General features: G+C 65.3%; 4 protein-coding genes and 1 pseudogene. All 5 read right to left on the bottom strand.

All coding sequences use genetic code 11. The annotated features are described in order from the left end of the window. Positions 1-194 (bottom strand): GTP-binding protein (locus tag Q7T06_RS01415; RefSeq protein ID WP_304778919.1); only part of this gene is annotated, 194 nt, incomplete at its 3' end. A gap of 47 nt (positions 195-241) precedes the next feature. Continuing rightward, the gene (xerC, locus tag Q7T06_RS01410) at positions 242-1,213 is read right to left on the bottom strand and encodes a tyrosine recombinase XerC (protein ID WP_304778916.1); all 972 of its coding nucleotides are present in this window, start codon (positions 1,211-1,213) and stop codon (positions 242-244) included. A gap of 20 nt (positions 1,214-1,233) precedes the next feature. After that, positions 1,234-1,902, bottom strand: a complete 669-nt coding sequence (locus Q7T06_RS01405) for a DUF484 family protein (protein WP_304778914.1) — start codon at positions 1,900-1,902, stop codon at positions 1,234-1,236. 197 nt (positions 1,903-2,099) lie between these two features. Then, entirely contained in the window at positions 2,100-2,972 is an 873-nt protein-coding gene (dapF, locus tag Q7T06_RS01400; RefSeq protein WP_304778911.1) for a diaminopimelate epimerase, read from the bottom strand. Positions 2,973-3,020: 48 nt separating this feature from the next. Further along, a pseudogene (locus Q7T06_RS01395) lies at positions 3,021-3,279 on the bottom strand (lipid A biosynthesis acyltransferase); the annotation flags it as partial.

Here is a 3,279-nt window from a genome sequence, read left to right as displayed (position 1 = left end):
CAGCCGTTGTTCATCTCGACGATGTGCTCGCTGCTTTCCTGGACCAGGATTTCGTTGTCGATGTTTTCCTGGCCGAATTCGTTCTCGATGACGGCGATGCGCAAGCCGTGCTGCTCATGCAGGATCCGGTTCAGCAGTGTGGTCTTGCCGGCGCCAAGAAAGCCGGTGAGAATGGTTGCGGGTATCAGTGCCATGGGGAAATTGTCTGGTAAAGAAGGCGGCGTGGTGGACTTGTGGCTCGTCAGTCCTCGCTGTTGCGCTTTTTTGCCCTGGGATGGGCGGCGTCGTAGACCTGGGCCAGCCGCTGGAAGTCGAGCGAAGTATATACCTGTGTCGACGCGATCGAGGCATGGCCGAGCATTTCCTGGACGGCACGCAGGTCGCCGGAGGATTGCAGCACATGCGACGCGAATGAGTGACGCATCACGTGCGGATGGACATTGGCCGGGATGCCGAGCGCGCGCGCATGCGCCTTGATCCGCTTTTGCACCACGGCCGGGGTGATGCGCCGGCCGCGGCTGTTCAGGAACAGTGCGCACTGGTGGTCCGGCGTGGCAGCCGTGGCAACTGCCGGGCGCGCCTGCAGCCAGGCACCCAGCGCCTGTGCCGCATGGGTCCCGACCGGCACGGTGCGCATCTTGCTGCCCTTGCCGGTCACGGTGACTTCGGACAGCTGGTCGTCCAGCCAGCCGAGCGAACGGTAGCCATCCTGCTGTACATAGCGCAGGTCGAGCCCGGCCAGTTCGGACACCCGCAGGCCGCTCGAATACAGCAGTTCGAACATGGCGCGGTTGCACTGCTGTTCGACCGCTTCCGGGTCGCGGCCCGGCATGGGCTGGGCCACCAGGCGGATGGCGTCGTCCGGTGACAGGGCCTTGGGCAATGATTTTGCGCGCCGCGGCGCTTTCACGCCGTCGACCGGATTGCGTTCCAGGGGACGCCCTTGCTCCGCGAGCCAGCTGAAAAATCCGCGCCATGCCGACAGCTGGCGGGCGATCGAGCGCGGAGATAGCCCCTGCGCATGCAGTTGTGCCGCCAATTTACGGATCTGGACATGGGTCACCTGCTCGGGGCCCGGACTGGTTCCCGAGGCGGCCGCGAACCGGGCGAGGTTGCCGAGGTCGCGGCCGTAATTGCTGAGCGTGTGCGGGGACAGCATGCGCTGCGTGCGCAGCGATTCCAGGTAACTGCCGATGTCGGTGTCGAACCCCATGCCAGGGCGCGCCGGAAATGTCAGGCGAGCAGCGGCGAAAGTGCTGCTGCGGACGTGCGCGCAATCCGCGCCAGGAAATCGGTCGCCATGTCGGCGCTGAAGCGCTGGCGATCGGGCGAGCCGAGTACCAGCAGCCCGAACGCTTCGCTGTCAGCAGTGGCACGCAGCGGCAGCAGCGCCACCGATTCGATCGGACCGGCGTCATCGAGCAGGCGCACCGCTTCGAAGTCGTTGTTCGGGCCGCAGAACGGCACATGCAGGCTGCTGGCGAAAATGCGCGTGTCCGGCGAGACATCCTCGGCATACCAGGTATGGGAATACGGCTCGGCCACATTCCACAGGCGCAGCGTGGCATGCGGCACGTGGAACACGGTCTTAAGGCCGTCCACCAGCACATGCGGCAGGTCGACATCGTTGCGCGCCGTCAGCAGCGAACAGGTCCAGTCCTGGAAGCGCTCGTTCAGGGCGTCGTTCTCTTCGCCGACGCGGTACAGGCTGGCCTGGCGCAGTTCGAGCGCCTTTACCTTTTCTCGCAGAACCTCGACCTGCCGGTCCTGCAGCGACACGGTGCGGCCGCCGAGGGCGCTGGGCAGCCGCAGGCCGGCGAACAGTTGCGCATGTTCTTCGAAAAATTGCGGGTGGTTGGCGAGGTAGCCGGCAACCGCGGCAGAGTCGAGTTCAACAGTCATGAGATTTCCAGGGTCGGAATGGCGCGCAGCCGGTTTCGGCTTCTTGTTTGCGCCACGAATTACGTCAGCGATTCTAACAGGCGGGTGCAGAACTACTGCGCGGTCCGATCCCGGGGCTCCGGTGCTCATCGTAGCTGCGCACGATTGCGCTCATCAGCCCCGATCCCGACCCGCTCGCTGTTTCTTTTACCAGCCGGCTAACCGACTTGATCTGCTTGCCCGATGTCGATTTCGCCTTCGAACACGGACACCGCGGGGCCGGTCATCATGACCGGCGAGGCGCCGCCATCCCAGGCTATCGACAGGATGCCGCCGCGGGTTTCAACCCGTACCGGCGATTGCAGCAGGCCGCGCCGGATGCCCGCCACCACCGCCGCGCAAGCGCCGGTGCCGCAGGCGAGCGTCTCGCCGGCGCCGCGCTCGAACACGCGCAGGCGGATGGCGTGAGGATCAAGCACCTGCATGAAGCCGGCATTGACCCTTTTCGGAAACCGCGGATGGTGCTCGATCAGGGGGCCGTCGGCCGCCACCGGCGCCGAGTCGGCCTCCGGCACTACCTGCACGGCGTGCGGATTGCCCATCGATACCACCGATACCGGCACGGTTTTGTCTCCGACCTGCAGCGGCCACAACAGGTCGCTGCCTTCGGTCGCCGGCTGCAGGCCGGCGGCGTCGAACGGCACCCGCTCCGGCTCCAGTATCGGCGCGCCCATGTTGACCGTGATGTTGCCGTCTGCTTCGAGCCGGGGCTCGATGACGCCGGCCAGGGTTTCGACCCGGATCGCCTGCTTGTCGGTCAGGTGCTTGTCGGTGACGAAGCGGACGAAGGCGCGGGCGCCGTTGCCGCATTGTTCGACTTCGCCGCCGTCGGCGTTATAGATCCGGTAACGGAAGTCGACGCCGGCTTGACTGGCGCGCTCCACCACCAGTATCTGGTCGGCGCCGATGCCGAAGCGGCGGTCGGCGATCAGCCGCCACTGTTCAGGGCTGAAGCTAATTTGCTGGTTGATGGCGTCGATCACGACGAAGTCGTTGCCGGCGCCATGCATTTTGGTGAACTTGAGTTTCATGCACTCATTATATTTGGCGCGACGCAGTTGCGCCGGCCGGGCTGCACGCTAGGGATAGTAAAAATCCTTCTCCCCCTCGGGCCTCGTCTTGAAACGCTTGTGCGCCCAGAAATACTCCGATGGCGTCTCCAGCGCCCGCTCTTCGATGAAGGCGTTCATGCGGGCGGTCGCGGCAAGCATGTCGGGGCCCGGGTAGTCTTCCCATGGCGGATAAAAACGGACGCGCCAACCGCGATAGTCCGGGAGGAAGGTCGCGACGACCGGGATCACCCGGGCACCGGTGGCCGCTGCAATCCGGGCGGGGGCG

Origin of the sequence: Herminiimonas sp. (genome assembly GCF_030645555.1) — a bacterium.
Taxonomy (GTDB): domain Bacteria; phylum Pseudomonadota; class Gammaproteobacteria; order Burkholderiales; family Burkholderiaceae_D; genus Oxalicibacterium.
The sequence above is the reverse complement of the archived record's forward strand: the minus strand, read 5'-3'. Positions and strand labels throughout refer to the sequence as shown.